Here is a 3514-nt window from a genome sequence, read left to right on the forward strand (position 1 = left end):
GCGCCCCCCTCTGTCCTGCCGGACATCTCCCCCACTTGGGGGGGAGATCGGCTGTCACCACCGCTTTCGCAATTGTCTAAGTTGCAGGATTGAGCGGAGCGGCCAAGCTGCCGATCTCCCCCCTTGTGGGGGAGATGTCCGGCAGGACAGAGGGGGGCGCTGTCCCGCCGGCATCAAACGTTTTGCACCGTCGTGACGCTCTAATGTCACGGAATGGATCCCAGGGTCTGCGCCGCGTCGCTTCGCTCCTTGCTTCGCCCTGGGATGACGAAGTGTGTCGAGACCCTACCCGACAAACGCGCGCTCGACGACGAAGCTTGCCGGATGATGCAGCGAGCCTTCCTCGAAGCCGAGGCTTTCGGCCAGCTCCTTGACATCCCTGAGCATGTGCATCGAGCCGCAGATCATGATGCGGTCGGTCTCCGGGTCGAGCTTGTCGATGCCGAGATCGGCATAGAATTTTCCCGAGCCGATCAGCGCGGTGATGCGGCCCATGCGCCCGGAGGTTTCGCGCGTCGTCGAATTGTAGAGCGTGACGCGGCCGCCGGTCAGCTCGCCGATCAGCGGGTCGTTCTCCAGCTCTGCAACCAGCTCCTGGCCGTAGGTCAGTTCGGCATTGTCGCGGCAGGTGTGGGTCAGCACGACCTGCTCGAATTTCTCAAAAGTGTCGGGGTCGCGCAGCAGGCTGGCGAAGGGCGCGATGCCGGTGCCGGTCGAGATCATGAACAAGCGTTTGGCCGGGGTCAGCGCGTCGACCACCAGCGTGCCGGTCGATTTCTGCCGCATGATGACGGTGTCGCCGATCTCGATCTTCTGCAGCTCAGAGGTCAGCGGGCCGTCCGGCACCTTGATCGAGAAGAATTCCAGCTCGTCGTCCCAGGCGGGGCTGGCGATCGAATAGGCGCGGAACACCGGCTTCTCGGCATTGGGCAGGCCGATCATGACGAACTCGCCGGAGCGGAAGCGCAGCGACTGCGGCCGGGTGATGCGGAACGAAAACAGCCGGTCGGTATAGTGCTTCACCGAGACGACGGTTTCGGCATAGACATTGGCCGGAATCGGGAACTGCAGCGGCCGGGCGCCGGCGGTGTTGAGCGCGGATGTGGTGTTCATCAAACCTAACCTTCTGGCCCAACCCGAGGGCGCTGACGCCAAACCTTGTCCTGCGCGCCCGAACCGATCAGGTTCCGGCGTGCCGTTTGCACACTGCCAAGCGGTAAGCTCTTGTGTCCGGAATTTATTAGTATACAAATGATATTTGCGTCAAGACGCCAGGCTGAAACACCTTTCCAAACTGAGACATATCTGTAGTCCTGACATTTCGGGTTTCGACAATGGAAGAGAATTTTTCGGCGCAGACGCTGGATTCCTCGGGCAGCGTCGTCGCCGGCATCGACGTCGGCGGAACCTTTACCGACCTGCTTCTGATCGACGGCCGTCACGGCGGCAAGGTGCATATCGCCAAGACCCCGACCACTGTCGACAACCAGGCCTTCGGCGTCGTTTCGGCGCTCGACGCCACCGGTTTTCCCATCCGCGGCATCGACCTCATCGTGCACGGCACGACGACCACCACCAACGCAGTGCTCGAGCGCCGGCTGGCCAAGACCGGCATGATCACCACGCGCGGCTTTCGCGACGTCATCGAGCTAGGCCGGCGGACGCGGCCGCAGGCCTATGGCATGACAGGCAGCTTCGTCCCGATCATTCCGCGCAATCTGCGGCTTGAAGTGGCGGAGCGCGTCGAAGCCTCGGGCGCAGTGCGCATTCCGCTCGACGAAGCCGAGATGCGCGCGGCGGTTTCACAATTGATCGCGGCCGGCTGCGAATCCCTCGTCATCCATTTCCTGCATTCCTATGCCAATCCGGCGCATGAGCGGCGCGCCGCCGCGATCGCCGCCGCGCTTTGGCCGAACAGCTACATCACGACAGGCCATGCGCTGCTGTCGGAAGCGCGCGAATTCGAGCGCGGCGTCACCGCTTCGGTCAACGCCTCGGTGCAGCCGATCCTCGAGCGCTATGTCGAGCGGCTGCGCAAGGAATTGGGGTCAAAAGGCTACGCCCGCGACTTCCTGATCATGAACGGCAATGGCGGCATGATCTCGGCCCGCTTTGTCACCCGCGAATCGGCCAAGACCGTGATGTCCGGCCCGGCCTCCGGCGTCATCGCGGCCGCCTATACGGGAAAACGCGCTGGCTTCGAAAACCTGGTCACCTACGACATGGGCGGCACCTCGACCGACGTGGCGCTGATCCGCAACGCCGAACCGGCGGTGTCGAACGAGATCGAGATCGAATATGCGATGCCGATCCACGTGCCGATGGTGGCGGTGCACACGGTCGGCGCCGGCGGCGGCTCGATCGCCCGCGTCGATGCGGCCGGCCTGATCCAGATCGGCCCGGAAAGCGCCGGCGCCAATCCCGGACCGATCTGCTACGGGCGCGGCGGCAGCGAGCCGACCATCACCGATGCCAATCTGGTGCTCGGCCGGCTGGCGCCGAAAAAGCTGCTTGGGGTCGAAAATCCGGTCACCGTCGAGAACGTCACCGGCATTTTTGAAGACAGGATCGGCCGCCCCACCGGCCTGTCCGGTGTCGAAGCGGCGGGTGCGGTGCTGCGGCTCGGCAACATCAAGATGGCCGGCGCCATCCGCATGGTCTCGGTGTCGCGCGGCCACGATCCTCGCGATTTCGCGCTCTTCGCTTTTGGCGGCGCCGGTCCGCTGCATGCGACAGCACTGGCGCGCGAGCTCGGCCTGCCCAAAGTGCTGGTGCCGGCGCGGCCGGGCATCACCAATGCGCTCGGCTGTGTCGTCGCCGATCTCAGGCACGATTTCATCAACACCGTCAACCAGCCGGTAGCCGGGCTCGATAAAATCCAGCTTCACGCGATATTGGAACGGCACCGAAACGAAGGCGAGGAGCTGATCGGCAAGGAAGCGGTGAAGCCGGAGACGATCCGCGTCACCCATTCCGCCGACATGCAGTTCGTCGGCCAGACCCACATCATCAACGTGCCGCTGCCGTCGTCCGCGGTGACGCGTGAAACATTGCAGCAACTGTTCGAAAAGGCCTATTTCGCCCGCTTCAAGGTCGAGCTGCCGGAAATCCGCGCCAATCTGGTCAACCTCAACACTTCGGTCACCGGCGTGCGGCCGGCGATCGATCTTTCGCGATTGATCGACCCGGCTGGCCGCGCCAAAACGCTTGATGAGGCGCGCCGCGAAATCCGGCCGGTCTGGTACGGCGGACACTGGCACGACACGCCGGTCTACGTCAGGGAAAAGCTGCCGCTCGACGCCGTCATCGAGGGGCCGGCGATTCTCGAACAGATGGACGCCACCACCGTGCTCGAGCCCGGCGACCGGGCGCGCTCGGACGCCGACGGCAACATCATCATAGAGGTGGGGCAGTTATGATAAGGCTTTCATCGAAGAGGACCCCCACCCCTAACCCCTCCCCACAAGGGGGAGGGGGATTCTCGTTGGCGCTGAAAGCAGCAAATCGCTGCGTG

General features: G+C 63.9%; 2 protein-coding genes. One reads left to right on the forward strand and one right to left on the reverse strand.

What is annotated here, in order from left to right; genetic code table 11:
* Window positions 1-285: 285 nt before the first annotated feature.
* Window positions 286-1113, reverse strand: a complete 828-nt coding sequence (locus AC0L15_RS33095) for a ferredoxin--NADP reductase (RefSeq protein ID WP_287308277.1) — start codon at window positions 1111-1113, stop codon at window positions 286-288.
* 221 nt (window positions 1114-1334) lie between these two features.
* On the opposite strand from AC0L15_RS33095, the gene AC0L15_RS33100 reads away from it, so the two are divergent.
* A complete protein-coding gene (locus AC0L15_RS33100; RefSeq protein WP_473498391.1) occupies window positions 1335-3419 on the forward strand; it encodes a hydantoinase/oxoprolinase family protein in 2085 nt (694 codons plus the stop codon).
* Window positions 3420-3514 lie beyond the last annotated feature (95 nt).

It is taken from the genome of Mesorhizobium sp. WSM4846, from assembly GCF_055811415.1.

What these genes read in the sequence shown, in the direction of transcription:
- AC0L15_RS33100 (WP_473498391.1), top strand. Translation starts at nt 1,335, where the DNA reads ATGGAAGAGAATTTTTCGGCGCAGACGCTGGATTCCTCGGGCAGCGTC.
- AC0L15_RS33095 (WP_287308277.1), bottom strand. Translation starts at nt 1,113, where the DNA reads ATGAACACCACATCCGCGCTCAACACCGCCGGCGCCCGGCCGCTGCAG.